Consider the following 2,173-nt stretch of genomic DNA (forward strand, 5'->3'; position numbering starts at 1 on the left):
GACCGGCCTGCAGCGGCTGCCCGGGGTCGGGCCCCTGGCCGTCGTGGCGCTGGTCGGCGCGGCCGCGGCCACCGCTCCCGGTGGGTGGCGCCCGCGAGCGGCCGCCGTCTCCGTCACGGCCGGGGCCCTGGCCCTCGTCGTGTCCGTCGCGGGCTGACGGGAGCGACGTCCGGCGCGGTCCTACGCCGAGGTCGCCGCGAGGGCCGTGGTGACGGCGTCGGCCACCTCGGCCGGCGTCCGGCCCGCGGTCGCGACCTCGGCGGTCGCCACGTCGGCGAAGCCCGGCAGGCGGCGGGCGTGCACGGCGTCGAGGTCGGGCCGGGCGAGCATCGGGCGACCGCGGTCGTCGCCCACACGCGCCCGGGCCTCGGCCAGCGAGACCTCCAGGTGCACGACGTGCGCCCCCGGCCGCGCAGTCGGCAGCCCGCGCAGGGCCGCCGCGGTGCCGGGGTGCTCGACCGCGCCGCCGCCGAGGGAGACCACGGCGTCGTCGCCGCGCAGGAGGTCCGTGACCACCTCGTGCTCGAGGGCGCGGAAGGCCGCCTCGCCGTCGGTCGCGAAGACCTCGGCGACCGTGCGGCCGGCCCGCTCGACGACCACCTCGTCCGCGTCCCGGAAGGGCAGGTCGAGACGCTCGGCGAGCAGGCGGCCCACCGTGGTCTTGCCCGCGCCGAGGAAGCCGACGAGGACGATCACTCGTCCGCCGCGGGGCCGTCGGGGGAGGCTCCGGGAGCCGCGGCCGCGCCCTGCGCGGGCGTCGTGCCCGTCGCCTCCGCGAGCCAGCGCAGCGCCGCCCGGTACCCGCCCGGGCCGAGCCCGGCCACCACGCCGGTCGCGACGGCGCTGACGTGGCTGTGGTGCCGGAACGCCTCCCGCGCATGGATGTTCGACAGGTGGACCTCCACGAGCGGCGCCGTGAGCATGGCGCAGGCGTCCCGCAGCGCCACCGACGTGTGGCTCCACGCCGCGGGGTTGAGCACCACCGGCACCCCGTCGTCGGCGGCGTCGTGCAGCCAGGCGAGCATCTCGTGCTCGGCGTCGGTCTGGCGGACCTCCACCTCGAGGCCCAGCGAGGAGCCGAGCTCCCGCAGGTCCTCCGCCAGCTCGGCGTGCGTCGTCGACCCGTAGACGGCCGGCTCGCGCAGGCCCAGCCGGCCCAGGTTGGGGCCGTTGAGGACGAGCACGCGCACGGGGGCCTCCGGTGGTGGACGCGGCCGTGGCCCGGGCCTCGCCCGGCGGCCGCGCCGATGCTCCCACGAGCCCGGGTCCGGCCGGGTGGTCGGCGGTGCGCGCACAGCGACCTGCAGATCGAGCCAAGGCCGGGGCCTCCACGACGTCGCCGCAGGTCAACGCCTCGTGGCGTCGGGCGGTGCCGCGGTCTGCAGGTCGCTGTGCACGGCATGGCGCTGGTCGACGAGGGCGACCGCCCGGCGGACGGTGTCGGCGACCGCGTCGGGGACGCCCACGACCTGCTCCCACGAGAAGCGGAGGACGAGGTAGCCCTCGACCACGAGAGCGTCGTAGCGCTCGCAGTCGCGGGCGAGCGCGGCGCGCGAGCCGTGCCAGGCGAAGCTGTCGGCCTCCAGCGCGATGCGGCGCTCCTCGTCGAGGAGGTCCGGTCGCACCACGCCGAGGTCGGGCAGCACGACGCGCACCTGCGGCACGAAGGCGCCCCCCCCCGCAGCGCAGGACCACCGCTCGCAGCGCGGACTCGAACGGGTTGTCGCTGCGGGCGTCCGCGGCTGCCGCCACCGCTCGCGCCCGCGCGCTGCCCGGGCCCCGCAGGGCTCCAGCGGCTGCGGCGAGCTCGCCCGGCTCGACGAGCCCCCGCCGCAGGAAGCCGTCCGCGACCCCGAGCCCCTCGCCGAACGGCAGGGTGCGGACGCAGTCCAGCACCGTCCGGAGCGGCGCCGTCACGGCGCCGTCGACCTCGGCGGGGCCGAGGTCCGCCCAGTGCAGGCGGGTCCCGGGGAGAGGTCGGCGCCGGCGTGCGGTGCGGGGCACCGTCACGGACACGCGCGCCGGACGGTGCAGCGGGTCGACCATCCAGAGCCGGGCGGCGCTGGCGTGGGAGACGGCGCCGCGCACGGCGGCCGCGGCCCGGATCGGGGCGGGCGCCGAGGCGAGCGCGTAGACGCCGCGGCCGAGGCGGTCCACCTCGCCGCCGGCGACG

Annotated in this window: 3 protein-coding genes; all 3 read right to left on the minus strand. The window is 79.0% G+C overall.

Annotated features, from left to right (window positions below):
• Positions 1-180 precede the first annotated feature (180 nt).
• Positions 181-696 carry a shikimate kinase gene (locus tag HLB09_RS16105; RefSeq protein ID WP_171204324.1) on the minus strand — a complete coding sequence of 172 codons (516 nt, stop codon included), beginning with the start codon at positions 694-696 and terminating at the stop codon, positions 181-183.
• Positions 693-1,190: a type II 3-dehydroquinate dehydratase gene (gene aroQ / locus HLB09_RS16110; protein ID WP_171204325.1), complete on the minus strand. Its 498-nt coding sequence runs from the start codon at positions 1,188-1,190 to the stop codon at positions 693-695. Before aroQ ends, HLB09_RS16105 begins: the two co-directional genes overlap by 4 nt.
• 156 nt (positions 1,191-1,346) lie before the next feature.
• Positions 1,347-1,664: a DUF559 domain-containing protein gene (locus tag HLB09_RS16115; RefSeq protein ID WP_171204326.1), complete on the minus strand. Its 318-nt coding sequence runs from the start codon at positions 1,662-1,664 to the stop codon at positions 1,347-1,349.
• Positions 1,665-2,173: the final 509 nt, after the last annotated feature.

The sequence above is a fragment of the Pseudokineococcus marinus genome (genome assembly GCF_013004605.1).
Classification (GTDB): domain Bacteria; phylum Actinomycetota; class Actinomycetes; order Actinomycetales; family Quadrisphaeraceae; genus Pseudokineococcus; species Pseudokineococcus marinus.